23 protein-coding genes and 1 pseudogene are annotated in these 26,162 nt (G+C 64.0%); 18 read left to right on the top strand and 6 right to left on the bottom strand.

Translation table 11 applies throughout. From position 1 onward, the window contains the following. Positions 1–3: 3 nt before the first annotated feature. Complete coding sequence (locus BM190_RS24335) at positions 4–621, top strand: DsrE family protein (RefSeq protein ID WP_244550717.1); 618 nt, start codon at positions 4–6, stop codon at positions 619–621. Between the two features lie 272 nt (positions 622–893). Here the strand turns inward: BM190_RS24335 and BM190_RS24330 are convergent, their stop codons facing one another. Beyond that, on the bottom strand, positions 894–1,637 hold the full coding sequence (locus BM190_RS24330; RefSeq protein ID WP_092259768.1) for an SDR family NAD(P)-dependent oxidoreductase: 744 nt from the start codon (positions 1,635–1,637) through the stop codon (positions 894–896). 144 nt (positions 1,638–1,781) lie between these two features. Between BM190_RS24330 and BM190_RS24325 the strand changes: the two genes are divergently transcribed. The 5 genes and pseudogenes from BM190_RS24325 (at position 1,782) to BM190_RS24310 (ending at position 8,055) form a co-directional block, all read left to right on the top strand. Then, complete coding sequence (locus BM190_RS24325; RefSeq protein WP_092259766.1) at positions 1,782–2,552, top strand: methyltransferase domain-containing protein; 771 nt, start codon at positions 1,782–1,784, stop codon at positions 2,550–2,552. 198 nt (positions 2,553–2,750) lie between these two features. Next, positions 2,751–3,752, top strand: a complete 1,002-nt coding sequence (locus BM190_RS24320) for a DctP family TRAP transporter solute-binding subunit (protein WP_092259764.1) — start codon at positions 2,751–2,753, stop codon at positions 3,750–3,752. Between the two features lie 153 nt (positions 3,753–3,905). Continuing rightward, positions 3,906–4,382 (top strand): annotated as a pseudogene (locus BM190_RS41205) (TRAP transporter small permease); the annotation flags it as partial. Positions 4,383–4,601: 219 nt separating this feature from the next. Beyond that, entirely contained in the window at positions 4,602–5,882 is a 1,281-nt protein-coding gene (locus tag BM190_RS41200; RefSeq protein WP_244550726.1) for a TRAP transporter large permease, read from the top strand. A gap of 244 nt (positions 5,883–6,126) precedes the next feature. Continuing rightward, positions 6,127–8,055 (top strand): alkyl/aryl-sulfatase, encoded by a 1,929-nt coding sequence (locus BM190_RS24310; RefSeq protein ID WP_092259760.1) that lies wholly within the window; start codon positions 6,127–6,129, stop codon positions 8,053–8,055. A gap of 103 nt (positions 8,056–8,158) precedes the next feature. Here BM190_RS24310 and BM190_RS24305 read toward each other — a convergent pair whose 3' ends face one another. After that, the gene (locus BM190_RS24305; RefSeq protein ID WP_092259758.1) at positions 8,159–9,229 is read right to left on the bottom strand and encodes a glycosyltransferase family 4 protein; all 1,071 of its coding nucleotides are present in this window, start codon (positions 9,227–9,229) and stop codon (positions 8,159–8,161) included. Between the two features lie 272 nt (positions 9,230–9,501). On the opposite strand from BM190_RS24305, the gene BM190_RS24300 reads away from it, so the two are divergent. From BM190_RS24300 to BM190_RS24285, 4 genes are read left to right on the top strand one after another with little or no spacing between them, the layout of a single operon-like run. Next, positions 9,502–11,265 carry an ABC transporter ATP-binding protein gene (locus BM190_RS24300; protein ID WP_092259756.1) on the top strand — a complete coding sequence of 588 codons (1,764 nt, stop codon included), beginning with the start codon at positions 9,502–9,504 and terminating at the stop codon, positions 11,263–11,265. Positions 11,266–11,323: 58 nt separating this feature from the next. Further along, on the top strand, positions 11,324–13,528 hold the full coding sequence (locus BM190_RS24295; RefSeq protein WP_092259754.1) for an amylo-alpha-1,6-glucosidase: 2,205 nt from the start codon (positions 11,324–11,326) through the stop codon (positions 13,526–13,528). 20 nt (positions 13,529–13,548) lie between these two features. Further along, positions 13,549–14,067, top strand: coding sequence for a PRC-barrel domain-containing protein (locus tag BM190_RS24290; RefSeq protein ID WP_177237263.1), 519 nt, complete (start codon positions 13,549–13,551; stop codon positions 14,065–14,067). Positions 14,068–14,090: 23 nt separating this feature from the next. After that, the gene (locus tag BM190_RS24285) at positions 14,091–15,377 is read left to right on the top strand and encodes an MFS transporter (protein ID WP_092259752.1); all 1,287 of its coding nucleotides are present in this window, start codon (positions 14,091–14,093) and stop codon (positions 15,375–15,377) included. 78 nt (positions 15,378–15,455) lie between these two features. Here the strand turns inward: BM190_RS24285 and BM190_RS24280 are convergent, their stop codons facing one another. From BM190_RS24280 to fixL, 4 genes are all read right to left on the bottom strand, one after another. Continuing rightward, a complete protein-coding gene (locus BM190_RS24280) occupies positions 15,456–16,154 on the bottom strand; it encodes a helix-turn-helix domain-containing protein (RefSeq protein ID WP_026202804.1) in 699 nt (232 codons plus the stop codon). Positions 16,155–16,257: 103 nt separating this feature from the next. Further along, positions 16,258–16,674: a response regulator transcription factor gene (locus BM190_RS24275; RefSeq protein WP_092259750.1), complete on the bottom strand. Its 417-nt coding sequence runs from the start codon at positions 16,672–16,674 to the stop codon at positions 16,258–16,260. 73 nt (positions 16,675–16,747) lie between these two features. Beyond that, a complete protein-coding gene (fixJ, locus tag BM190_RS24270) occupies positions 16,748–17,365 on the bottom strand; it encodes a response regulator FixJ (protein WP_018322736.1) in 618 nt (205 codons plus the stop codon). Between the two features lie 17 nt (positions 17,366–17,382). Further along, positions 17,383–18,900 carry a sensor protein FixL gene (fixL, locus tag BM190_RS24265; protein ID WP_018322737.1) on the bottom strand — a complete coding sequence of 506 codons (1,518 nt, stop codon included), beginning with the start codon at positions 18,898–18,900 and terminating at the stop codon, positions 17,383–17,385. A 200-nt stretch (positions 18,901–19,100) separates the two neighbouring features. Here fixL and BM190_RS24260 point away from each other — a divergent pair, with 200 nt between their 5' ends. The 8 genes from BM190_RS24260 to BM190_RS24225 all read left to right on the top strand — a co-directional run bounded on the left by BM190_RS24260 (position 19,101) and on the right by BM190_RS24225 (position 26,152). After that, the gene (locus tag BM190_RS24260; protein WP_092259748.1) at positions 19,101–19,934 is read left to right on the top strand and encodes a universal stress protein; all 834 of its coding nucleotides are present in this window, start codon (positions 19,101–19,103) and stop codon (positions 19,932–19,934) included. Between the two features lie 34 nt (positions 19,935–19,968). After that, entirely contained in the window at positions 19,969–20,394 is a 426-nt protein-coding gene (locus BM190_RS24255) for a CBS domain-containing protein (protein ID WP_092259746.1), read from the top strand. Positions 20,395–20,616: 222 nt separating this feature from the next. Beyond that, a complete protein-coding gene (gene ccoN / locus BM190_RS24250) occupies positions 20,617–22,266 on the top strand; it encodes a cytochrome-c oxidase, cbb3-type subunit I (protein WP_018322740.1) in 1,650 nt (549 codons plus the stop codon). Positions 22,267–22,277: 11 nt separating this feature from the next. Beyond that, positions 22,278–23,012: a cytochrome-c oxidase, cbb3-type subunit II gene (gene ccoO / locus BM190_RS24245; protein ID WP_092259744.1), complete on the top strand. Its 735-nt coding sequence runs from the start codon at positions 22,278–22,280 to the stop codon at positions 23,010–23,012. A 13-nt stretch (positions 23,013–23,025) separates the two neighbouring features. Continuing rightward, complete coding sequence (locus tag BM190_RS24240; RefSeq protein ID WP_018322742.1) at positions 23,026–23,190, top strand: cbb3-type cytochrome oxidase subunit 3; 165 nt, start codon at positions 23,026–23,028, stop codon at positions 23,188–23,190. Positions 23,191–23,196: 6 nt separating this feature from the next. Beyond that, positions 23,197–24,072 carry a cytochrome-c oxidase, cbb3-type subunit III gene (gene ccoP, locus BM190_RS24235; protein ID WP_018322743.1) on the top strand — a complete coding sequence of 292 codons (876 nt, stop codon included), beginning with the start codon at positions 23,197–23,199 and terminating at the stop codon, positions 24,070–24,072. A gap of 112 nt (positions 24,073–24,184) precedes the next feature. Further along, a complete protein-coding gene (ccoG, locus tag BM190_RS24230) occupies positions 24,185–25,651 on the top strand; it encodes a cytochrome c oxidase accessory protein CcoG (protein WP_092259742.1) in 1,467 nt (488 codons plus the stop codon). A gap of 15 nt (positions 25,652–25,666) precedes the next feature. Further along, positions 25,667–26,152, top strand: coding sequence for a FixH family protein (locus tag BM190_RS24225; RefSeq protein ID WP_092259740.1), 486 nt, complete (start codon positions 25,667–25,669; stop codon positions 26,150–26,152). Positions 26,153–26,162: the final 10 nt, after the last annotated feature.

The following is a 26,162-nucleotide window of genomic DNA, read 5'->3' as shown; positions in this document are numbered from 1 at the left end:
GAGATGATCAATCCAAAATTGGCGATGGCAGTCATCGGCGGCTTGACGATAGGGCTTCTGGTCGGACCAAGCGCGCAGGCGCAGCAGGACAACCAGTGGTTCCCGCAGGCGCGCGAGAAGAGCCAAGCGAGCAACGCGAAGCATCCGGGTGGACAGAAGCAGGTGAGCAAGCCGCGGCAGACTCACGCGATCAGGCAGGATCCTCCGAACAACACGAAGATGGCTCAGGCTACAAAAACCGAGAGCGCGAAAAAGTCGCACCGGCTGGTGCTGCAGGTCAATTCCAACGAACCTGCGATGATGAACCTCACGCTCAACAATGCGAGCAACGTCGCGCAATATTATCGCGATCTCGGTGAACCAGTGTCGATCGAGGTCGTCACCTTTGGTCCCGGCCTTCACATGCTGCGCGACGACACCTCGCCGGTAAAGCCGCGCATCGAGGTGCTCGCGATGAGCCATCCCGAAATCTCGTTCAAAGCCTGCGGCAACACGCAGGAAAACATGCGCAAGGCGGAGAACAAGGACATCAACCTGATCCCACAGGCAACGGTCGTGAAATCCGGCGTCGTCCGCGTCATGGAGCTGCAGGAGCAGGGCTGGAGCTACGTCAAACCGTGAGGTCTGGCGGCAAACCCAGGTCAATCGCATTTGGCGCTTAGCGCGAGCTGAGCGCGCGCCTCGTCCTTCGAGGCGACCGCTTCGCGGTCTCCTCAGGATGAGGCTAAGCAGCATCGGTGCTCGTTGAAACTGCAGCCGCGCACTCGATCTTCATCCTGAGGGCCCGCCAACGGCGGGCGTCTCGAAGGATGGCCACAGGCGAAATCACTCCCAAATGCGATAGCCCTGGGACATCGCGTGCGTTCGCGGGTCGTGGATACAGGAGCCCAGCCCTAGAACTGATACCGCCGCAACCCGCCATCCACCGGGATCACCGTCCCGGTGATGTACCGCGCCACCGGTGACGCCAGAAACACCGCGAGTGCGGCCAGATCTTCCGGCTCGCCCCAATAACCGACCGGGATTTCCTCCTCGGCAAAACGCTCCCGATAATCCGGCGGATAGTTGCGGCGGATCTGTTCGCTCATGATGCGGCCGGGAGGGATGCAGTTGATGGTGATGCCGTGCTCGCCGATCTCGCGCGACAGGCCCTTGGCCCAGGCGTGCACGGCGGCTTTCGCTGCGAACGCGGCGTTGAGCCCTTCGGGCTCGGACTTGCCGGTGATGTTGACGATGCGGCCCCATTTGCGTTCGATCATCTGCGGCAGCAGCGCATGCGCGATGCGGCGGTAGCTGGTGAAGTTCAGCGCGATCGCCTCGTCCCATTTGCTGTCGGGCGCATCGACCGGCAGGGGGCGGCTGCCGCCTGCATTGTTGATGAGGATGTCGACATGTCCAAGCTCCTTCACCGCGAACGCCGCGATCCGCTCTGCCGCGTCCTTCGCCATCACGTCCTGCTCGAGCGGCGTGATCAGCCCGGAGCCTTCCTCCTTCACCAGCTCGGCGAGCAGATCGGTGCGCCGCGCCACGCCGACCACACGCACGCCTTCGGCGGCGAGGCCCTTGGCGATGGCGCGACCGATGCCGATGCTCGCGCCGGTGACAACAGCGGTTTTCGATTTGAGCCCGAGGTCCATGGTGACACGCTCTCTTGCTGGTTTTTGCTTATTGCTGTCCGCTTCCTGCCCGTCCCGCGGGCCTTGCGAATTGCCTGAGCGGGACGAGCAGTGGTAACCAAGAGCGACCTTGAAGGAAACACGAAAAAGAAAAGGCGTTGAGCGATGGCCTGGGATCCGCAGCAATACTTAAAATTCTCCGGCCATCGGCTCCGGCCCGCCGTGGACCTCTTGATGCGGATTCCGGATTTTGGCCCGCGCGAGATTGCCGATCTCGGCGCCGGCGCCGGCAACGTGACAAAACTCATCAAGGAGCGCTGGCCGGAGGCGAGCGTGACCGGCCTCGAGGGCTCCGCCGAGATGGTTGCCGCCGGCCGCAAGGCTGCACCCGATGTCGAATGGTCCCACGAGGACCTCGGCCAATGGCGCCCCGCCAGGCAATACGACTTGATCTATTCCAATGCCGCACTGCACTGGCTGCCCAATCATGCGGCGCTGTTTCCATCGGTCATGGAGAAGGTGAAGCCTAGCGGCATGCTTGCGGTGCAGATGCCGCGCAACTTTCTGGCGCCGTCGCATGTGCTGATCGGCGAGACCGCGCTCGATGGTCCGTGGCGATCCAAGCTCGAGCATCTCGTGACGCCGACGCCGGTCGAGGGGCCGGCCTTCTATTACGATCTTCTTGCGCCGATGTCGGCCGACATCGACATCTGGGAGACCGAATATCTGCAGGTGCTCGAAGGCGAGAACCCCGTCAAGGAATGGACCAAGGGGACCTGGCTGACGCGCTATCTCGACGTGCTCGCAGGCGAGGAGAAGATCGCATTCGAAGCCGCTTATGGCGCGCGGGTTGCGAAGGCCTATCCGAAGAATGCTGCGGGGCAGACCCTGTTCCCGTTCCGCCGCCTTTTCATGGTTGCGCAGCGCAAGAGCTGATGCTCTGCCGCAATGCGACATAAGCGCTCGTTCCCCTGGACAGAAGCAGGTGCCGGGTTGCGTAGACAGCGCTCGTCAAGATAGCTTGGCTGCGGCAAATTGGGCTTAGGTCTAGTTGTTCGGCCTGCGGATTGCTGCCACTACTCAAACCGGAAAACAAAAAAGCACCCGGTTTGTCGAGGTTGTTGGGAGGTCTTCATGCGCAAACTGCTTCTTGCGGTCGCGGCGGCCGCGCTGATTCTGGCCCCTGCCGCTGCGCTGGCCCAAACTCCGATCGTCATCAAATTCAGCCACGTCGTCGCCAACGACACCCCGAAGGGGAAGGGGGCGCTGAAGTTCAAGGAGCTCGCCGAAAAATACACTGACGGCAAGGTCAAGGTCGAAATCTACCCGAACTCCACGCTCTACAAGGACAAGGAAGAGATCGAGGCGCTGCAGCTCGGCTCCGTGCAGATGCTCGCGCCCTCGACCGCGAAATTCGCGCCGCTGGGCATCAAGGAGTTCGAGGCGCTCGACCTGCCCTGGCTGTTCAAGGACGACCAGACCTATTCCAACGCGATGAAGGGCACGGTCGGCAAGTGGCTGTTCCAGAAGCTCGAGACCAAGGGCATCACCGGGCTTGCCTATTGGGACAATGGTTTCCACATGGTCTCTTCGAATCGCCCGCTGATGAAGCCGACTGACTTCCAGGGACTGAAGTTCCGCATCTCCGGATCGAAGGTTGCCGACCAATATTTCCGCCTCGTCGGCTCGATCCCGCAGATCATGGCGTTCTCCGAAGTTTACCAGGCGCTGCAGACCGGCGTGGTCGACGGCTGCGAGAACACCCCATCCAACTATCTGACGCAGAAGTTCTACGAGGTGCAGAAAGACATCACCGTCTCCTATCATGCACACCTGCAGTATGCTGTGATCGTCAACTCGAAGTTCTGGTCGGGCCTCCCGCCCGATATCCGCACCCAGCTCGACAAGGCGATGGCGGAGGCGACTGACTACACCAACTCGATCGCCCGCCAGGAGAACGAGGACGCGCTGGCCGAGATCAAGAAAACGGGAAAGACCAATCTGCATTACCTCACCGATGCTGATCGCAAGGCCTGGCAGGAGGCGATGCAGCCGACTTATAAATGGGCAAAGGGACGGGTCGGGCAGGAGGTGCTCGATCTCATCGCCAAGGAACTCGACGTCAAGATGAACTGACGGCTGCGGCCCAATAAGAACAACACCAACGGTCGGGGGTGATCGCACTCCCGGCCGTTTCGCTCTTGAATGACGACCTGATGCTGGGGGACCAAGTTGTTGCGTGTGCTGAATCGTTTTCTCGACCATCTCGAGGAATGGCTGATCGCGACGATGATCGCGGCTGCGACGTCGCTCATCTTCGTCGCCGTGCTGCACCGTTACGGCGCCGGGCTGTCGATCGATATCGCCAAATGGGCGGAAGCCCGAAACCTGACCTTCCTGGCCGTTCCGGCGCGGGCGACGTTCACCTGGCTTGCTGCGCTCGACTTGTCCTGGGCGCAGGAGCTCTGCATCTACATGTTCATCTGGATGGCCAAGTTCGGCGCCGCCTATGGCGTGCGGACCGGCATCCATGTCGGCGTCGACGTGCTCGTCAACATCCTTCCGGGCGGATCCCGCCGGCGCGTCATCACCTTCGGTCTGTTGTGCGGTGCGCTGTTCACCGCCATTGTCGCCTATTTCGGGGCCGCGTTCGTCGGCCAGATGTGGCAGACCGGCCAGCAGTCCAATGATCTGGAAGCACCGATGTGGATGGTGTATCTCACCATCCCGCTCGGCTCCGGCCTGATGTGCTTCCGCTTCCTGCAGGTCGCCTGGTCGTTCCACCGCACCGGCGAGCTGCCGCATCACGACATGGCGGGCGTCGAGGGTGTTGAGGCGGATCCGGTGCATCCGGCGCCGGTCACGCATAGTCAGGTCGTCCGGGACGAGCGCAGCCCGCTCGGCTGGATCCTGATGCTGCTGCCGGTCTTGATCGTCGCGCTGTGCTTCGCGCATGCGGGTCACGTCATCACGCTGCCGCAGGGCTTGCGCGTCCTCATCGTGTTCGCGCTTCTGCTCTCCTTGATGCTGACGGGCATGCCGATCTCGATCGCGCTCGGTCTCACCGTGCTCAGCTTCATGTTCACACTGACCGACGTGCGAACGGAATCGGTGGCGCTGAAGCTGTTCACCGGCATCGAGAACTTCGAGATCATGGCGATCCCGTTCTTCATCCTCGCCGGCAACTTCCTGACCCACGGCGGGGTGGCGCGGCGGATGATCACCTTCGCGACCTCGCTGGTCGGCCATTGGTACGGCGGTCTCGCGCTGTCGGGGGTGGTCGCCTGTGCGCTGTTTGCCGCGATTTCCGGCTCGTCGCCGGCGACCGTGGTGGCGATCGGCTCGGTGATCCTGCCGGCGATGGTCGCGCAGGGCTTCCCAAAGCGGTTCGGCGCGGGCGTGATCACGACGTCGGGCTCGCTCGGAATTCTGATTCCGCCGTCGATCCCGATGGTTCTCTACGCCGTCTCCACCAACAGCTCGGTCGGCAAGCTGTTCATTGCCGGCATCGTGCCGGGATTGGTCCTGGCCACGCTTCTCGGCGCCACGACATTCTATCGGGCCTGGCGCAACGACTATCCCCGGATGCCGAAGGCAACGCTGCGCGAGCGCTTCGATGCCTTTCGCAAGTCGATCTGGGGCATCCTGCTGATCGTGATCGTGATCGGCGGCATCTACAGCGGCCTGTTCACGCCGACCGAAGCTGCCGCCGTCAGTGCGGTCTACGCCTTCATCGTGGCCGTGTTCATCTATAAAGACCTGAAGCTGAGCGACGTGCCGCGGGTGCTGCTGTCGTCGGCGAATCTCTCGGCGATGCTGCTCTACATCATCACCAACGCCGTCCTGTTCTCGTTCCTGATGACCTACGAGAACGTGCCGCAAGCGCTGGCGCAATGGATGATCGACCAGGGCCTGGGGTGGATCGGCTTCCTGCTCCTCGTCAACCTGCTGCTGCTGCTGGCGGGTAACGTGATGGAGCCGTCCTCGATCATCCTCATCATGGCTCCGATCCTGTTCCCGGTCGCGATCAAGCTCGGCATCGACCCGATCCATTTCGGCATCCTGATGACAGTCAACATGGAGGTTGGCCTCTGCCATCCGCCTGTCGGCCTCAACCTTTACGTCGCCTCCGGCATCGCCAAGATGGGCATCACCGAGCTCACGGTCGCGGTGTGGCCATGGCTGCTGACGATGCTGGGATTCCTGGTGGTGGTGACGTACTGGCCGGGCCTGTCGTTGTGGCTGCCGCGGCTGCTGGGGATGTAGCGACGAGTTCTGAATCCCTCTCCCCTTCTTGTGGGAGAGGGTGGCTCGTCGCGCAGCGGCGAGACGGGTGAGGGGTATCTATCCTCGCGGACGCTCTCGCGAGCGGAGAGATGCCCCTCATCCGGCGCTTCGCGCCACCTTCTCCCACAGGGGGAAAAGGGGACAGCATCCGTGTTGCTGCCGCCGATAGTAATCACCCGCCAGATGCGGTTAGATGCCGCGCAACCGGCGGGGAGGAGCAAGCATGACAGACATCAGCGGCGAGCCAAAGGACGCGACGCCGTCCGTCATCGCCCAGCAAACGGCGATGCTGAAGGCGCTGCCGTTTTCCGACACGCGGGATTTCGACGATGCCGCGCGCGGCTTCCTCGGCACGATCGAGAAAGCGACGATCACGAACCCGCAAGGGCGGACGGTCTGGAGTCTCGCGCTTTACGGCTTCCTGTCCACCGAAGAGGCGCCACCCACGGTCAATCCGAGCCTGTGGCGGCAGTCGCGTCTCAACATGCAGCACGGCCTGTTCGAGGTCGTGCCCGGTGTCTACCAGGTGCGCGGGCTCGACATCGCCAACATGACGCTGATCGAGGGCGACAGCGGCGTCATCGTCGTCGACACGCTGACCTCGATCGAAGGTGCCCGCGCCGCGCTCGATCTCTATTTTAGGCATCGCGGCCTGAAGCCCGTCGCGGCCGTCATCTTTACCCACACCCACACCGATCATTGGGGCGGCGCGCGCGGCGTGCTGGAGGAAGACGCGCTCGCTACTAGCCGCGTGCCGATCATCGCGCCGAACCTGTTCATGGAGCACGCCGTCTCCGAGAACATCATCGCGGGCCCCGCGATGCTGCGCCGGGCGCAGTACCAGTTCGGGCCGCTGCTCGCCAAGGGGACGCGGGGGCAGGTCGATTGCGGGCTCGGCAAGTCGATGGCGGCAGGCTCCGTCGCGCTGCTGCGCCCGACCGATTTGATCATGGCGACCGGCGACAGGCGCGTCATCGACGGCGTCGAATTCGAATTCCAGATGGCGCCGAACAGCGAAGCGCCGGCGGAGATGCATTTCTTCATCCCGCGCTACAAGCTGTTGAACCTCGCCGAGAACTGCACGCACAATTTCCACAATCTGCTGCCGTTCCGCGGTGCCGACGTGCGCGACGCGCTGGCCTGGTCAAAATATCTGGGCGAGGCCTTGCAGCTCTGGGACGGCAAGGCGGAGGCGATGTGCGGCCAGCATCATTGGCCGGTGTGGGGAGCTGAGCGCATCGGCACGATGATCCGGCAGCAGCGTGACCTCTACAAATTCGCGCACGACCAGACCATCCGCCTGATGAATCACGGCCTCACCGCGGCGGAGATCGCCGAGACGATCCAGCTGCCGAAGAGCCTGGAGGGCGCCTGGCACGGCCGCGGCTATTACGGCCACATCCGGCACAATGTGAAGGCGATCTACCAGAAATATCTCGGCTGGTACGATGCCAACCCGGTCAATCTCGATCCGCTGCCGCCGGTGGAGTCAGGCAGGAAATACGTCGAGTATATGGGCGGGGCGGATGCGATCCTGGCGCGGGCACGTGCGGATTTCGACAAGGGTGAATTCCGCTTCGTCGCCCAAGTGCTCGGCCATCTCGTCTTCGCCGAGCCTGATCATGTGGCGGCGCGCGCGTTGCTCGCCGACACGCTGGAGCAGCTCGGCTACGTCGCCGAAAGCGCGACCTGGCGCAACGCCTATCTGTTCGGTGCGCAGGAATTGCGCCAGGGCATGCCGAAGGTGCCGGCGCGCCCGCCGATGCCGCGCGAGACGCTGGCGGCGCTGCGCACCTCGCAGCTCTGGGACGTGCTCGGCATCCGCCTCAACGGCCCCAAGGCCGAGGGCAAGCACATCGTGCTGAACTGGAGTTTTTCCGATACCGGCGAGACCTTCGTGCTCAATCTGGAGAACTGCGCGCTGACCTACACCGAGGGCGTGCAGGTGGAGGGCGCCGATGCCAGCTTCACGCTGACGCGCGCAACGCTCGACGGGGTGATCGCCAAGCTGACGAGCTTTCCGGAAGCCGTCGCTGCAGGGAGGGTCAAGCTGTCGGGCAACCCGATGAAACTCGCCGAGCTGATGGGCCTGATGGACGAGTTTCCCAGGATGTTCGAGATCGTGGAGCCGAAGCGGGCGGTGGTGAGGTAGGGAAGGCCGTGTTGACGCGCTGAGGACGTCACACTCCGCTGTCGTCCCCGCGAACGCGGGGACGACACTGTTGGTCGGTCTGCGACGCCGTTGGTTGGCTAGCTTACTCCGCGCTGCTCACCAGCTTGATCCGCGGCGACTGTTCCTCGGCGAGGCTGCGGTAGGCGGCGAGGTAATCCAGCGCCATTCGCCGCGCCGTGAAACGTGTCTCGAACTGTTTGCGGATCGCGGTGCGGTCGAGTTGCGGAAGGCGATTGACGACGCCGGCTGCGCTGAGGATGTCCTCGACGACGAAGCCGGTCAGCCCCTCGTCGATGATCTCCGGCACCGAGCCGCGGTTGAAGGCGACCACCGGCGTTCCGCAGGCCATGGCTTCGATCATCACGAGGCCGAACGGCTCCGGCCAGTCGATCGGCAGCAGAAGGCCGAGCGCGCCGCTCAAAAAGTCCGACTTCTCGTGATCGCTGATCTCGCCGATGAACTCCACCAGCGGATTGTTCTCGATCATCGGCCGGATCAACTCGTCGTAGTAATCCTGGTCGGCACGATCGACCTTGGCCGCGATCTTCAGCGGAATGCCGCAATGGGTCGCGATCTTGATGGCGCGGTCGACGCCCTTCTCGGGCGCGATGCGGCCGAGCACGGCGAGATATTCCTGTTTCGCCGGCTTCGGCGTCAGCAAATTCTCCGGAAGACCGTGATGAATCGTCGTCACCCAGTTCGCCTGCGGCACCGGCCGTCGCTGCGCATTGGAGATCGAAATGACGGGCATCTTGGAGAAGGTGTTGAACACCGGCTGATGCTCCGGCAGGTCGAGCCGGCCGTGCAGCGTGGTCAGGAACGGCGTCGGCTGGCGGTGGAACAACGACCACGGATAATAGTCGAGATGGAAGTGGAGGAAGTCGAACTCCTCGTCGTCACATTTTTGCCGCACGCGCTCCAGCAGCACCATGTGCAGGGCGTTTGGATCGCGCACGGAACCGTCGAGACGGAGTGCCTTCGGCCACAGTGCATCCAGCTTGGCCGAGGTCTGTGAATCGCCGCTGGCGAACAAAGTCACGTCGTGCCCAAGGGCCACCAACTCTTCCGTCAACCAATGCACCACCCGCTCGGTGCCGCCATACAGCTTGGGTGGAACAGCCTCCGTCAACGGAGCTACCTGCGCGATGCGCATCTCACCATCTCCTTGCGATCATAAAGGTTGAAACCCCCCGCCAGTACGGCACCGGCATGCCAGACAAGGGAACGTTCCCGCACTTGCGAAGTTCCTTCCTCCGAACGTTACATCTTCGACACGTCCGCGGGTGTCTCGATGCTGCCACGACATCTTCTCAGATCGTCCGCATCCGCATGTCGTGATCGCCCGGCCCGGGAACCGAGGCGACGAGGTCGATGTTCAGTCGATCAGTAACAAAACGAAAATCAGCATAACGGGGCGATAGCCATATGGATCATCTTTCTGGATACGCGCGCAGGCCATTTGCCTTTGTCTTGCGCTATCTTCGGATGCGAATCGCATCGCATCTGGTGATCCTGGCCGCGGTCGTTGCAGCGGTTGCCTGCTCCGTAGGCACCCAATACGGGGTCAAATCCCTCGTCGACGCCTTGTCAGCGGGTCCTTCGCAAGGCGGCGGCGTATGGCTGGCATTCATTTTACTCATGTCGCTGATCGCCGCCGACAACTTCCTGTGGCGGATCGCGAGCTGGACGGCGAGTTTCACCTTCGTTCGTGTCACGGGTGATTTACGGCGTGACATATTTCGTCATCTGACCGGACACGCGCCCAGCTACTTCTCGGACCGGATGCCCGGCATGCTGACGAGCCGCATCACCGCGACGTCGAACGCGGTGTTCACGGTCGAGAACATGTTCGTCTGGAACGTGTTGCCGCCCTGCATTGCCACAATTGCGGCAATCGCCCTGATTGGAACCGTCAGTCCTTACATGGCACTTGGCCTGATCGTGATTGCCGGCGGCATGGTGGTTGCGATGTTCCGTCTCGCCGCCGCGGGCAAGCCGCTGCACGACGACTTCGCCGACAAGGCCGCCGTGGTCGACGGCGAGATGATCGACGTCATCAGCAACATGCCGCTGGTCCGTGCCTTCTGCGGTATCGGCCACGAGCACGAGCGGTTCGACGCGACGGTGAACCGGGAACTGACCGCGCGGAGCCGCAGCCTGCGTTATCTGGAAAAGCTGCGGCTGCTGCATGCCGCAGTGACCGTGCTTCTGACGATCGCGCTGATGGCCTGGGCAGTCACGCTCTGGCAGCATGGCGAGGCGACGACCGGCGACGTGGTGCTGGTCTGTACGCTCGGTATTTCCATCCTGAGCGCGACGCGCGACCTTGCGGTGGCGCTGGTCGACGTCACCCAGCACGTTGCGCGACTGACCGAGGCGATCGCCACGCTGCTGGTGCCGCACGATCTGCGCGATCACCCCGACGCCGAGCCGCTGGTGAAGAGCGGTGCGGCGATCGCGTACAATAACGTTACCTTCGGCTATCCCGGCGGCGAGAAGATCTTCGAGCGCTTCAGCCTGCGGCTCCAGCCCGGCCAGCGCGTCGGCCTGGTTGGTCAATCCGGCGGCGGCAAGTCTACGTTGTTCACGCTGCTGCAGCGCTTCTACGACACCGATGAAGGCAGCATCACGATCGACGGACAGGACATTTCGAAGGTCACGCAGCTCAGCCTGCGCGAGGCGATCTCCGTGGTGCCCCAGGATATTTCCCTGTTCCACCGTTCCATCCGCGAGAACATCCGCTATGGTAGGCCGAACGCGACCGATGACGAGGTACTGCGCGCGGCGATCGCGGCGCGCTGCGATTTCGTCGAGAGCCTGCCTGATGGCCTCGACACCATGGTCGGCGACCGCGGCGTCAAGATGTCCGGCGGCCAGCGCCAGCGCATCGCCATCGCGCGCGCGTTTTTGAAGGATGCGCCGATCCTGCTGCTGGACGAGGCGACCGCCGCGCTCGACAGCGAATCGGAGGAGGCCATCCGCGAGGCGTTGTCCCGCCTGATGCGCGGCCGCACGGTGATCGCGATCGCGCATCGGCTGGCGACGCTGCGCAATTTCGACCGCGTGGTGGTGCTGAGGGCCGGCAAGATCATCGAGGACGGCGCGCCCGACCGACTGATGCAGGGTCACGGTCCCTACCGTGAGCTGGTGACGCAGGAGATGAGCCGGCTCGCGAAGTTCGCCGCGTAAACCCAACAGTCGCGTTCGCGTTGGTTGCGTTTCGAAACAAGGCGCAGGGGAGCAGCTCATGGCAGCCGAAGCCGTAACCAAGATCATCTCCGTATCGCAGACGGTGGAGGCCGTCGCGGAGCAGACGTTCTACATTCCGATGACGGGGCCCGCCGCGCGGCCGCGGCGGTCCCTGAAACATGACGACACCTTTATCGTGCTCGACAGCCATGGCGACATCGGCGCGTCGGCCGGCGGGCCGGACGGCTTGTTTCACTACGACACCCGCTATCTGGCGCGGCTGGAGCTCGTGCTCGACGATCTCCAGCCGCTGTTGCTCGGCTCCAACCTGCGCGACGACAATTCGGCGCTCACCGTCGATCTCACCAATCCCGACATCTACCGGCAGGGCCGCCTCGTCTTCCAGAAGGACCTGCTGCACATCGTGCGCACGATTTTCCTGTGGCGCGGCACGGCCTATCAGCGCATCGGCGTGCAAAACCACGGCGACGGCCGCGCCAGTTTCGAGCTGACGCTGCTGTTCGACAACGACTTTGCCGATCTGTTCGAGGTCCGCGGCGAGCGCCGTCCGCGCCGCGGGACCGGCACGAGCAAATTGCTCGGGCCGACCGACGTGCTGTTCGAATATCGCGGCCTCGACGACACCGAGCGCACTACGGGCCTGCATTTCGACCCGCGTCCGACGCGGCTGTCGGTGAATGCCGCGACCTGGCAGCTCGAGCTTGACCCTCATGAATCGAAATCGCTGTTCGTAGCCGTATCCTGCAACCGTCCGGTCGCCGAGAAGCCCGCACGCTTCTTCAGGGGCTTGCTCGCCCATCGCCGCGAGATGCGCCGGTCCACGATGGGCGCCGCCAGCATCGAGACCTCTAATAACATCTTCAACGAGGTGCTGTGCCAGGCCATGGCCGACCTCAACATGCTGATGACGGAGACGCCGCAGGGGCGTTATCCCTATGCCGGCATTCCCTGGTACTCGACGACGTTCGGCCGCGACGGCCTGATCACCGCGCTCCAGATGCTGTGGGTCGATCCGCGCGTCGCCAAGGGCGTCTTGCGCCGGCTCGCGCATTTCCAGGCCAAGGCGACAGATCCGCTCGCCGATGCCGCGCCGGGCAAGATCCTGCATGAGATGCGCGGCGGCGAGATGGCGGCGCTGCGCGAGGTGCCGTTCGCGCAATATTACGGCAGTGTCGATTCGACCGCGCTGTTCGTCCTGCTCGCCGGGAGCTATTTCGAACGGACCGGCGACGAGAAGACCTTGATCGAATTATGGCCGGCGATCGAGGCGGGGCTGGCCTGGATCAACGGTCCCGGCGATCCCGACCAGGACGGCTTCGTCGAATACCAGCGCGCCACCGAGAAGGGACTCGCCAACCAGGGTTGGAAGGATTCCTACGACGCGATCTTCCATGCCGACGGCCAGCTTGCGGAAGGCAACATCGCGCTCGCCGAAGTCCAGGGCTACGTCTACGCCGCCAAGCTGCTCGCCGCGCGTTGCGCGCTGCGGCTCGGCAAGCCGGACCGCGTGCGCAAGCTCGAGGCCGAAGCCAGGACGCTGGCCGAGCGTTTCGAGAAGGCATTCTGGTGCGAGGAGCTCGGCACCTACGCGCTCGCCCTCGACGGCAGGAAGCGGCCCTGCAAGGTGCGGACTTCGAACGCCGGCCAGGTGCTGTTCAGCGGCATGATCCGCGAGGACCGTGCCCGCCTCGTCGCCGCCGATCTGATGCGGCCGCATTTCTTCTCGGGCTGGGGTATCCGCACCGTCGCGCAGGGCGAAGTGCGCTACAACCCGATGTCATATCATGACGGGTCGATCTGGCCGCACGACAACGCGCTGATCGCGCTCGGGCTCGCGCGCTACGGCCTCAAGCATTCGGTCGCTCATGTCTTCAAGGGGCTGTTCGACGCCGCCACCTATATGGACTTGCGCCGGTTGCCCGAATTGTTCTGCGGTTTCCGGCGCGAGAAGCGGCGCGGCCCGACGCTCTATCCGGTCGCCTGCGCGCCGCAGGCCTGGGCCAGCGCGACGCCGTTCACGCTGCTGGAGGCGGCGCTCGGCATCGAGTTCGACGTGGCGCGCAGCGAGATTCGCCTGCGCAACCCGCATCTGCCGGCGTTCCTCAACGAGGTGATCCTGCGCGATCTCAGACTCGGCGAATCCAGCGTCGATCTTCGCGTCAGCCGCCACGGCGACGACGTGGCGCTGGAAGTATTGCGCACGCGAGGCCAGATCCAGGTGTCGATCGTGCTGGCGCGCTAGCGGCGCGCGGGGAGAGTGTCATGCGTGCGGTCGGAGCGTTGTTCCTTGGCATAGCCATCGTCGCGGGCCTGGCGGCGGCCACGTCGCGCGCCGCAGAGGAGCCGCCTGCAGGGCAGAGCGAGGCGAAAGCGCCGACGGTACCGTCGCCGACCTCGGCCGTCCCTGTCACGCCGAAGGACGCAGCGCCGCCGCCGTCGGTGACCATCATCGGTGCGAGCGAGGCCCATGGCGTGCTCGGCCGCGACGTGCGTAGCGCCGCGGATGAAGACATGGGCCGCATCGTCGACGTCATCGTCGACCGTGGCGGCCATGTCCGCGCCGCAGCCATCGATTTCGGCGGATTTCTCGGCGTCGGCAGCCGCAAGATCGTGGTGGATTGGAACGCATTGCGCTTCGGCAAGATTGCCAACAAGAAAGACAGCATCACGCTGGAACTGACCAAAGCGCAGGTCGCGGCCGCGCCCGAATACAAGGAAGACACGCCGATCGTCGTGCTCGGCGCATCCGGCAGCCTTCAACCGCTGCAAGCGATCCAGTGAGGTGCCGGGAGGGCTGACCGCCTGTGCTGTTGTCGAGGAAGCCGAACCATGCAGATCGTGACGGCCGCGCCGAGCAGGACAACGTCGCCGCGCCATCGGCCGCGGGCATTCCTGCGCCGTCGCGCCAGAGCCTGCGCGGCCTCGACTGGTTCATCTTCTTCCTCGCCGACGTGCAGACCGGATTCGGTCCCTTCATCGCGGTCTATCTGACGACCCAGAAATGGACCCAGGTCGAGATCGGCCTCGTGCTGTCAATCGGTGGTATCGTCGCGTTGATCGGGCAGATGCCGGGCGGGGCGATCATCGATGCCGCGAAATCGGAGCGACTGGTCGCCGCCCTCGCGATCGCGACCATCGGCGCTTGCGCGCTGGCCTATGCGGCGATGCCGATCTTTCCTGTGGTGGTGGCCGCGGCCACCTTGCACGCGGCGGCGAGCTGCGTGCTGGGGCCGGCGATTGCGGCGATCAGCCTTGGTCTGGTCGGCCCGTTCGCGATCAGCGAGCGGCTCGGCCGCAACGCGCGCTTTGCCTCCCTCGGCAATGGCGTTGCCGCGGCGGTGATGGGTACCGCGGGCTATCTGTTGTCGAGCCGCTCGGTCTTCCTGGTCACCTTCCTGCTCGCGATCCCCACCCTGATCGCGCTCTCGCGCATCCGTGAGAATGAGGTCGACATCGCCCGCTGTCATGGCGAGATGCCGCGCGAATCGGCGGATCGCGGCGACACCAACATCTGGCACCTGATCCGGCAGCGTCCGCTCATCGTCTTCGCGCTCAGCGTGCTGCTGCTGCAACTCGCGAATGCCGCGATGATGCCACTGATGGCGAGTGCAGTGACGGCGCGGTCCGCCCAATGGGCGACAGTGCTCGTCGCCTTTTGCATCGTCGTTCCGCAAGCGATCGTGGCGCTGCTGTCACCGACGGTCGGCCGCAAGGCGCAAGCGTGGGGCAGGCGGCCGCTGCTGCTGATCGGGTTCGGTGCGCTGGCGATTCGCGGCCTGTTGTTTGCGACCGTGCGCGATCCGTATCTGCTGGTCGCCGTGCAGGTGTTTGACGGCATCACCGCGGCGGTGTTCGCGGTGATGATTCCGCTGATCGTGGCCGACGTCGCCTTTGGCAGCGGCCATTTCAACCTGGCGCAGGGCATCGTCGGCACCGCGACCGGCATCGGCGCGTCGCTGAGCACGGTGCTCGGAGGCTATGTCAGCGACAAGTTCGGCAATGCGACCGCCTTCATCGGGCTGTCGGGTGTGGCCGCGACCGGGCTCTTGCTGATTCTCTTCGTGATGCCGGAGACGCGGCGCACGGCATGATTCGCGGCCCAAAGAAAAAGGCCGGCCGAAACGCGTTCGGCCGGCCAAGTGGGTAGGAGGAGGAAGATCAGGCGAAGCTCAAGCGTCGAGATGTTGCAGGCGCTGGCGGTTGCGCAACACGATCTGGCGGGCGCCGGAGAAGCCCAGAATGCCCTGGGCGTGGAGCTGCGACAGCGCGCGCGACACGGTTTCGAGGGTGAGGCCGAGATAGTCGCCGATGTCGCGGCGGCACATCGGCAGCGCCATCATGCCGGCAACGGCGAGGCGGCGGTCCATTTCGAGCAGGAAGGTCGCAACGCGCTCCATCGCGGTCTTGCGCCCCAGCAGCAGCATGTGGTCCTCGGCATGGCGCAGCTCGGAGGCGGTCATGGCCCAGAGCTTGCGGGCGACCTGGACGTCGGTGCCTGCGGCCTTCTCGAGGCTGGCGCGCTTCACGAGACGCACGGTGGTGTCGATGATGGCTTCGGCAGCAAGGCGGTGAGCGGGACCGGATTCGAGGCCGAACACGTCGCCGGGAAGATGGAAGGCGCCGATCTGGCGGCGGCCGTCGGACAGGAGCTTGTAGCTGCTCACTGCGCCGGACACGACCTGGTAGACATATTCGGCCGGCTCGTCCTCGCCATAGATCTCCTCGTCCTTGCGGTAGGAGAACTCGGTGGCGACGAGGCCGACATGGCCGGTGATGGCGCCGAACTGGTCGGTAACGGGATGGCCGGGGGCGATCTTGCCAACAATCTGGGTGTTGATCGCCTGGGTGTTGAGGGTCTGGGTGAGCATCTGCGCCATCTCCGTTGTGATGACGCTTTGGTACGCGGTATCGGGGGCTTCGAAAATTTCGAGCGATATCTTAAGGGGGTCTACCTACGTAGAATCCCGTAGGTCACGCGCGGGAGCGGTCCTGAATCGCGCGGCGAATGCGCTTGATCAGGGTTTCGTCGAGAAGCGGCTTCAAAACCACGTCTTTGACGCCCGCCGCAGCCGCACGGGTCGAGATGTTCTCGTCCGGATAGCCGGTGATCAGGATCACGGGGGCGCCGCGGTCGGCCTCGCGCAGGCGGCCCGCAAGCTCGATGCCGTTGATGTCGGGCATCTTGTAGTCGATCACGTAGCAGTCCGCCCCGGGCGCGCCGCCGGCGTTGAGCAGCGCGGTGCCGCTCCTGAAGGTCCGCACGGCAAAGCCGTCGGTTTCCAGCAGGAACCGCAGAGAGCCCAGGACGGCGGCATCATCATCGACCACGTAGACGGTGGGGAGCGCTGAGGACGACGGCCGCTCGTGATGTGAACCGACCTCGATCATGCTGCTTGGCTAGCACGGCGCCGGGAAGGGGCCTTGACTTGGCTCAATCCCGTTTGCCTCTATCCGACATGCCTCAATCGTTGAGCATGCCGGCGCGCATTGCGAGGCGGACCAGCTCCGACAGGCTGTTGGCTTGCATCTTGGTCATGACGTTGGCGCGGTAGACCTCGATGGTGCGCGGGCTGATGTCGTATTCGCGGGCGATCAGCTTGTTGGACAGGCCCGCGATCAGCCCCTCCATGACCTGGCGCTCCCGGGGGCTCAAGGAGGCGACGCGGGCGGCGATGTCCTGCGTGACGGCGTCGCTCTTGGCGGCGGGCTCGGCCTGGCGGATCGCCGATTCGATCATGGTGGTGAGGCGGTCGTCCTCGAACGGCTTTTCCAGGAAGTCGACCGCCCCCAGCTTCATCGCCTCGACCGCGAGCGGCACGTCGCCATGACCGGTCATGATCAGGATCGGAAACGGGCTCTGCTGCGCCTTCATCCGCTTGAGCAGCTCGATCCCGTCGAGTCCCGGCATGCGCACGTCGGAGACGACGCAGCCGAAGGCGAGGCCGGGCAGGGCATCGATGAAGCTCTGCGCATTGTCGAACAGCGTGACGCCGAAGCCGGCCGAATCCAGCAGGAAGTTCAGCGAATCCCGCATCGCCGCATCGTCGTCGATGACGTAGATATGTCCCTTGGTGGTCATGAATTGGTTCTCGTCAGTCAGTTCTCGGCGGTCGCCGGCAAGGTAAAGCGGAATGTCGCGCCGCCCGATGCATTGCTCTCGGCCCACATGCGGCCGCCGTGAGCCTCGATGATCGAGCGGCTGATGGACAGTCCCACGCCCATGCCGGTTTCCTTGGTGGTGAAGAAGGTCTGAAACAGGTTTGGAATGACGTCGCCCTGGAAGCCGGAGCCGGTGTCGGAGACCTCCACCTCGATCATGTCGTCGGCGACGCGGGTGTTGGCCACGACGAGCTCGCGGCGCGACGACTGCGCCATCGCCTCCAGCGCGTTGCGGAACAGATTGACCAGCACCTGCTGGATCTGCACCCGGTCGGCGAGGACGAGATCGGCGTCGGGATCGAGGCTGAAGCGGAGCTGCACGTTCTGCTCGCGCGCGCCGGCGAGCCCGAGCGCGCCGGCCTCCTCGATCAGCTTGGACAGGCTCTCGACCCGCTTCTCCGACTCGCCGCGCGAGACGAAGTCGCGCAGACGCCGGATGATCTGACCGGCGCGCAAGGCCTGCTCCGCCGCGCGATCCAGCGCGCTTTCGATCTTCGGCGTGTTCGCGTCGGTGCTGCCGGCGAGCAGCCGCCGCGATCCCTTCATGTAATTGCTGATCGCGGCCAGCGGCTGGTTGAGCTCGTGGGCGAGCGCGGAGGCCATTTCGCCCATCGCGGTCAGTCGCGAGACGTGGACCAGCTCGGATTGCAATTCCTGGAGCCGGGCCTGGGTCTGCTGGTGCTCGGTGAGGTCGCGGACGAATCCGGTGAAATAGGGCTCGCCGGCGGATTCCATCTCGCCGATCGACAGGTGCATCGGAAAGGTCGTGCCGTCGCGGCGCTTCCCGGTCACGATGCGGCCGATGCCGATGATGTGCGGATCGTTCGTGGAGCGGTAGCGGGCGATGTAGCCGTCATGGCGGGTGCGATCGGGCTCCGGCATCAGAATGCTGACGTTCTGACCGATCGCCTCGTGCTCGGACCAGCCGAACAGGCGCTCCGCGGCCGTGCTGAACAGCTGCATGATGCCGTGGCCGTCGATGACGATCATGGCGTCGGGAATAGTATGGAGAATCGAGCGGAGGTGGGTCTCGCGCGTGCGTAGCGCCTCCTCGACCTGCTTTTCCTCGTCGATGTCGAGAAAGATGCCGCTGAGATGACGCGCCGTGCCGGCTTCGTCCCGAATGAGTCCGGCCCGGGCGCGGATCCATTGCCCGTTGCCTGAGGTGTTCGCGACCTTGAAAGACACGTCGAAGCTGCCGCCACGCTCGGAAACGCGCTTGATTGCGCTCTCGACCCGCTCCCTGTCCGTCGGTTGAAGCCGCGACAGGAAGAGATCGTAGCTCGCCGGCTGACCCGGCTCGACGCCGAGCAGGGCTCTGGCGGTATCGGACCAATCCAATTCCCGTGTCGCGAGGTCGAGATCCCAGGTGCCGACGCCAAACCCTTCGATCCGAACGCGAAAACGTTCGCCCCCACCGTCGTCCTGCGAGTGCGTTACGCGGGTCGGCGACAAATGATGTTCCTCATCCTGATGCGGCGGCTCCGGACGCGGTTACCGCTCCCCTAATGTCGCCTAAGGCCGGGCCGGAGGCAAGTTCTGTCGGCTTGCCGATTGACGGCAAGTCGGGCGCCGGCGCCCTCCTTGATCTATCTCATCCCGATGTGCGGAGGCAGGCGTAAATTTTCCCAAAGTCTTTGCACTGGAGAATACCGATGACATACGCGACGGTGATGGTCAGCCTGGCGCTCGACCAGTCCAACGAAGCGCGTCTTCAGGTCGCGGGCGAACTCGCCGAACGATTCGAGGCCACGCTCGTCGGGGTTGCTGCAGCCCGGTTTACGCCGCCGCTTTATTTCACCGACGGTGCGGAGGCCCAGCGCCTGATCGATCAGGAGGAGGCCTCAGTCAAGCGGTGTCTGGGCGATCTGGAGGCGGAATTCCGCGCCGCGACCCGGACTCGCGGCGGGCGCGTGGAATGGCGCTGCGCCACGGATTTTCCCACGCGGTTCGTCCTGGCTCAGGCGCGCTGCGCCGACATCATCGTCAGCGGCGGGCAGAGTCCGGCCTTCTCCGATGCCTTTTCGCTCGCAAGCCCCAGGGACTTGGTGATGCAGGTCGGCCGACCGTTGCTGGTGGTGCCTGATCGAATCAACTGGCTCGATCTGCGGAATGTGCTGGTGGCGTGGAAGGACACGCCGGAGGCGCGGCGGGCGGTGGCCGATGCGCTTCCGATGCTGCGCAAGGCAGGAGACGTCACCATCGCCACAATTCCGGAGCGCGACGACGACCGTTCGGTCGTGATGGCCGGCGTCACCGACGTTGCCGCCTGGCTCGCCCGCCACGGCGTCACCGCGGCCGCGCGGATCTGCGAAGGCGCCCGGAACGAAACCGCCGCCGCGCAATTGGAGAAGGTCGCCGGCGACGTCGATGCCGGACTGATCGTTGCGGGTGCCTATGGTCATTCGAGGTTTCGTGAACTGATCCTGGGAGGCGTCACCCAATATCTGGTCACGCAGACCGCCCGCAGCGTGCTGCTGTCGCACTGACGGCCGGCCAGAATCGAATCGAGGAGGACGCGCCGTGTACAGATTTCTTGAACAGACCGTCGACGGCTACATGACGCGCAACGTCAAGGCGGTGCAGCGCGACCGTGACCTGCTCGAGCTCAGCCAGATGTTCGAGACCGACGATTTCAACTCCTATCCGGTCGAGGACGACGGGCAGGTGGTCGGCATCGTCACCAAATTCGACATCCTGAAGTGCTTCGCCTTCACGCCGAGCCAGATGCTGCCGCGCTATCACGACCTGATGAGCCGCAAGATCGGCGACGTCATGACGCCCGAGTTCATCTATGTCAGCCCCGACACGCGGCTGACGCGCGTGCTCCAGATCATGGTGGAGCACCGCATCAGGAGCATCATCGTGCTCGATGGTGCGCAGAAGCTGGTCGGAATCATCGCCCGTGAGGATGTCATCGCGGCGCTGAAGGCGACGGCGCGCGACTGACGCACTATCCCTGATCGATTTCATTGTCGCCTCCGTGATCATACGGAGGCTATTCCCGCTTGCGCGTCACGCCGGGCGGCGTGCTCGTGTGTCGAGATTTCAAGGGAACCAGCAAGATCATCGCCTGCTCCGAAAGAACTTAAGTGCCGCTCTTGATTTCAATCAATTCCGAGTGAGGGTGAATGTGGTTTCTGGCGCTGTGTTCTTTCAGAGAGAATCCGCATGAGCCAGCCCTCCATTTCCAAATCCATGACCATCGGTGAAAGCGGCCTGGCTGTCGTGTTCGCAGTCACCGCTTTCCTCTGCGTGGTCGCTTCGGCCAAGGCGCTCGATGCGCCGTTCGCCTTCCACGCCGCGCTCAGCGCGGCGGCGAGCCTTGCTGCGGTGTTCGTCATCGTCAACCGCTACCTCGACCGTCCGGTGGCGCTGCCGCCACAGGAGATCAACGGGCGCCCGAACTACAACATGGGCCCGATCAAATTCTCCTCCTTCATGGCGATGTTCTGGGGCATTGCTGGCTTCCTCGTCGGCCTCATCATCGCCTCGCAGCTGGCATGGCCTGCGCTGAACTTCGACCTGCCCTGGACCAGCTTCGGCCGCCTGCGGCCGCTGCACACCTCCGCCGTGATCTTCGCCTTCGGCGGCAACGTGCTGATCGCGACCTCCTTCTACGTGGTGCAGAAGTCCTGCCGCGCGCGCCTCGCCGGCGACCTCGCGCCCTGGTTCGTCGTGGTGGGCTACAATTTCTTCATTCTGATCGCCGGCACCGGCTATCTGCTCGGCGTCACTCAATCGAAGGAATATGCCGAGCCGGAATGGTATGCCGACCTGTGGCTGACCATCGTCTGGGTCGTCTATCTGCTCGTCTTCCTTGCCACCGTCATCAAGCGCAAGGAGCCGCACATCTTCGTCGCGAACTGGTTCTATCTCGCCTTCATCGTGACGATCGCGGTGCTGCATCTCGGCAACAACCCGGCGCTTCCCGTCTCGGTGTTCGGCTCGAAGTCCTACGTCGCCTGGGGCGGCATCCAGGACGCCATGTTCCAGTGGTGGTACGGCCACAACGCGGTCGGCTTCTTCCTGACCGCCGGCTTCCTCGCCATCATGTACTACTTCATCCCGAAGCGCGCCGAGCGGCCGATCTATTCCTACCGGCTGTCGATCATCCACTTCTGGGCGCTGATCTTCCTCTACATCTGGGCAGGTCCCCACCATCTGCACTACACGGCGCTGCCGGACTGGACGCAGACGTTGGGCATGACCTTCTCGATCATGCTGTGGATGCCCTCCTGGGGCGGCATGATCAACGGCCTGATGACGCTGTCGGGTGCCTGGGACAAGCTGCGCACCGATCCCGTGCTGCGCATGCTCGTGGTCTCCGTCGCCTTCTACGGCATGTCGACCTTCGAAGGCCCGATGATGTCGATCAAGGTGGTCAACTCGCTCAGCCACTACACCGACTGGACCATCGGCCACGTGCACTCCGGCGCGCTCGGCTGGGTCGGCTTCGTGTCCTTCGGCGCGCTCTACTGCCTGGTGCCGTGGGCCTGGAATCGCAAGGGGCTCTACAGCCTGAAGCTCGTCAACTGGCACTTCTGGGTCGCGACCCTCGGCATCGTCCTCTACATCTCGGCGATGTGGGTGTCCGGCATCCTCCAGGGCCTGATGTGGCGCGCCTACACCTCGCTCGGCTTCCTCGAATATTCCTTCATCGAGACCGTCGAGGCGATGCATCCCTTCTACATCATCCGCGCCGCCGGCGGCGGGCTGTTCCTGATCGGCTCGTTGATCATGGCCTATAACCTCTGGATGACCGTTCGCGTCGGCGAGGCGGAAGTCCAGATGCCCGTCGCTCTTCAGCCGGCGGAATGAGGAGCTCCACCATGTCGTTCTGGACACGCCACCAAATCTTCGAAAAGAACTCGATCATCCTGATCGTCGGCATCCTGCTGGTGATCGCGATCGGCGGGCTCGTCGAGATCACCCCGCTGTTCTACCTCAAGAGCACGATCGAGAAGGTCGACGGGGTCAGGCCCTACACGCCGCTGGAGCTGGCGGGCCGCAACGTCTATGTCCGCGAGGGCTGCTATCTCTGCCACTCGCAGATGGTCCGCCCGCTGCGCGACGAGGTCGAGCGCTACGGCCACTTCTCGCTCGCCGCGGAGAGCATGTACGACCATCCGTTCCAGTGGGGCTCGAAGCGCACCGGTCCCGACCTTGCCCGAGTCGGCGCAAAGTATTCCGACGACTGGCACGTCACCCATCTGACCAACCCGCGCGCGATCGTGCCGCAGTCGGTGATGCCGGGCTATCCGTTCCTCAGCCAGATCGAGGTCGATCCGGATACGATCGCCGACCACATGCGCACGCTGAAGGCCGTCGGCACGCCTTATACGGACGACCAGATCGCCAACGCGGGCGCCGACATGAAGGCCCAGGCCGACCCGGACAATTCCGGCGGCGACGCCTTCAACAAGCGCTACGCCAAAGCCGTCGTGCGCAATTTCGACGGCAAGGCCGGCACGCCGACCGAGATGGACGCGCTGGTCGCGTACCTGCAGATGCTCGGCACGCTGGTCGACTTCAAGATCTACAACGAGAAAGCCAATCTTCGCTGAGAAGGCATGAACGATGAAAGCTATCCTGTCAGTCCATAATCTAGCGTCCGAGCTCGTGACGACGATCTGGACCCCGGTGTTCGTCGCGATCTTTCTCGCGATCATCGCCTACGCATTTTGGCCCCGTAACAAGGCTGTCTTCGACGAAGCAGCGCACCTGCCGTTGCGGGAGGAGTGAGAGACCATGACCGATCATCATAGCGACATCGATTCCGTCTCCGGCAAGTCCACGACTGGACACGAGTGGGACGGTATCAAGGAGCTCAACACACCGCTGCCGCGCTGGTGGGTGATCTCGTTCTACCTCACCATCATCTGGTCGATCGGCTACTGGATCGTCTATCCGGCCTGGCCGCTGATCTCCAGCAATACCACGGGCATGTTCGGCTACTCCTCGCGCGCCGACGTCGCGGTCGAGCTCGCCAACCTCGAGAAGATCCGAGGTGACAAGATGGCGGCGCTGGGCGTCGCCTCGCTCGCCGACATCGAGAAGGACCCAGCCTTGCTGGCGCTCGCCCGCGCCAAGGGCAAGACCGTGTTCGGCGACAATTGCGCGCCTTGCCACGGCTCGGGTGCCGCCGGCGCCAAGGGCTATCCGAACCTGAACGACGACGACTGGCTGTGGGGCGGCACGCTCGACCAGATCATGCAGACCATCCAGTTCGGCGCGCGCTCCGGTCATGCCAAGACCCATGAGGGCCAGATGCTCGCCTTCGGCAAGGACGGCGTGCTGAAGGCCGACGAGATCGTCACGGTCGCCAACTACGTGCGGTCGCTGTCGGGCCTTTCGACCCGCAACGGCTTTGATGCCGCCAAGGGCGAGAAGATCTTTGCGGAGAATTGCGTCGCCTGCCACGGCGACGGCGGCAAGGGCAATTTGGAAATGGGCGCCCCGAACCTCACCGACAAGATCTGGCTCTACGGCTCCGACGAAGCGGCTCTGATCGAGACCATCAGCCAGGGCCGCGCCGGCGTGATGCCGGCCTGGGAAGGGCGGCTCGATCCCGCCACCATCAAGGCAATGGCGGTCTACGTCCATTCGCTGGGCGGTGGAAAATAGCAGATCTCGCTGCAGACGGGGGTGAACAAAAGTGCCCCCGTTTGCGCTGGATCAACTGACGCGGCGGTGTCGGGTCTAGGTTCAATCGCACCTTTTCGAGAAGCACCAGGCGATGAACAAGACCGTGAACCCCAAAGACCTCACATTGGACGATGACAACGGGCCGCTCTACGCAGCCCACAAGAAGGTCTATCCCCAGAGCGTCTCCGGCACGTTCCGCCGGATCAAATGGAGCCTGATGGCGATCTGCCTCGGCGTCTATTATTTCCTGCCGTTCGTGCGCTGGAACCGCGGACTCGGCGCCCCCAGCCAGGCGGTGCTGATCGATCTTCCCAATGGCCGCTTCTACTTCTTCTTCATCGAGCTGTGGCCGCAGGAGGTCTACTACTTCACCGGCCTGTTGATCGTGGCCGCGGTAGCGCTGTTCCTGATGAACTCGGTCGGTGGTCGCATCTGGTGCGGCTATCTCTGCCCGCAGACGGTCTGGACCGACCTGTTCTATGCCGTCGAACGCCTGGTCGAGGGTGACCGGCGCGAGCGGATGAAGAAGGACAAATCGTCCGACCCGTTGAAGCTCGAGCGGATCTCCGAGATCGTGCTCAAGCATTCGATCTGGCTCATGATCGCCTGGTGGACCGGCGGCGCCTGGGTGCTCTACTTCAACGACGCGCCAACCCTGGTGAAGGAGCTCGTCACCTTCCAGGGCCCGATGATTGCCTATGTCTGGATCGGAATCCTCACGGCGACGACCTATCTGCTCGCCGGCTACATGCGCGAGCAGGTCTGTACCTATATGTGCCCGTGGCCGCGCATCCAGGCCGCGCTCACCGACGAATGGGCGCTGAACGTCACCTACCGCTACGATCGCGGCGAGAAGCGCACCTCGGTCAAGAAGGCCGCCGAACTGCGCGCGCTCGGCGAGCAGGTTGGCGATTGCGTCGATTGCTACCAATGCGTCGCGGTTTGCCCGACCGGCATCGATATCCGCAACGGACCGCAGATGGAATGCATCCAGTGCGGCCTGTGCATCGACGCTTGCGACAACGTCATGACCAAGATCGGCCGGCCGAAGCGACTGATCGGTTACGACAACGACATCAACATCCATCGCCGCCAGGAGGGCAAGGCGCCGATCTACCGGATCGTCCGGCCCCGCACCATCGTCTACAGCGCGATCATCGCGGCCATCGGCGGCTTCATGGTCTACACGCTGGCGACGCGCCGCCTGCTCGACGTCAACGTGCTGCACGATCGCAATCCGGTTGCGGTCAAGCTCAGCGACGGCTCGATCCGCAACGCCTACACGGTGCGCCTGCTGAACAAGAGCGGCTACGACCGCGCTATCGCCATCGACGTGGAGGGGCCAGCCAACCCCACGATGCATGTCGTCGGCGTCGATTCGGTGACGCCTGATAGGCCGATCATCGTGATTCCGCGCGACTCCACCAGTGAGCTGCGGCTGCTCGTCACCGCGCCGGCCGAGAACAATCCGGAGAAGTCGATTCCCGTCCGCTTTCACGTCATGGACATTGGCCTCGGCGTCGCCGCGAGCGCCGTCGACAATTTCGTCGCGCCGTAGATCCAGGAGACTATCATGGCATCCAAGCCGCTGACCGGAACCAAGGTCTTCCTGATGCTGGTCGCCTTTTTCGGCCTCGTGATCGGCGTCAACGTCACCATGATGAAGCTCGCGATCGCGACGCTGCCCGGCACCGAGGTCGACAGCCCCTATGCCGCGGGACTGACCTATGATCGCGAGATCTCGGCAGCGCAGGACCAGACCGCGCGCAAATGGAAGGTCAACGCCCATATCGAGCGCCGCAGCGACGGCGGTGCCTTGCTTCAGGTCGAAGCACGCGATGCCGGCGGCCAGCCGATCGCCGGACTTAAATTCGGCGGCCGGCTGGAGCGGCCGACCGACAAGCGCGCCGATCTCGCCGTCGAGCTCACCGAAGCCGGCATCGGCCTCTATCGCGGCAATGCCGCCTCCGTCGCGCCGGGCCAATGGGATCTGGTGATCGAGGGCGAGGCGCGGGGGACGCGCGTGTTCCTGTCGCGTAATCGCGTGATCCTGAACTGAAGGACTTCGA

The sequence above is a fragment of the Bradyrhizobium sp. Rc3b genome (genome assembly GCF_900114915.1).
In the GTDB taxonomy this organism is placed as follows: domain Bacteria; phylum Pseudomonadota; class Alphaproteobacteria; order Rhizobiales; family Xanthobacteraceae; genus Bradyrhizobium.
This window is presented reverse-complemented; position numbering and strand designations above follow the sequence as displayed.